The organism is Halorubrum sp. SP3, from assembly GCF_005435195.1.
GTDB lineage: Archaea > Halobacteriota > Halobacteria > Halobacteriales > Haloferacaceae > Halorubrum > Halorubrum sodomense.
Genome location: NZ_SGTU01000759.1, coordinates 1 through 221, shown reverse-complemented (window position 1 = coordinate 221; position 221 = coordinate 1). Strand labels below are relative to the sequence as shown.

Here is a 221-nt window from a genome sequence, read left to right as displayed (position 1 = left end):
AGTCATCATTGAACAAGCCACGCATCATCCCCCGGTAGGAAGTGAGATCCACTTGCTGATTGTCGACGATCGTAGCAACGGATCTGAGCAGCTTCTTCATAGTCATAGGTGTAAGCCCTTCACTTAATGCATCCATAAGTTCTGGAACGTTATTGACGACTGCATCGACATTAGATGTAGCCAGTATTGAATAGATCTCGGCGATATCTTCCCGATCAGTG

At 46.2% G+C, this 221-nt stretch carries 1 protein-coding gene; it reads right to left on the bottom strand.

The window, feature by feature from the left end; all coding sequences use genetic code 11:
- The coding region (locus tag EXE42_RS20065) for a hypothetical protein (RefSeq protein ID WP_206750795.1) at positions 1–221 on the bottom strand (221 nt) is incomplete at both ends.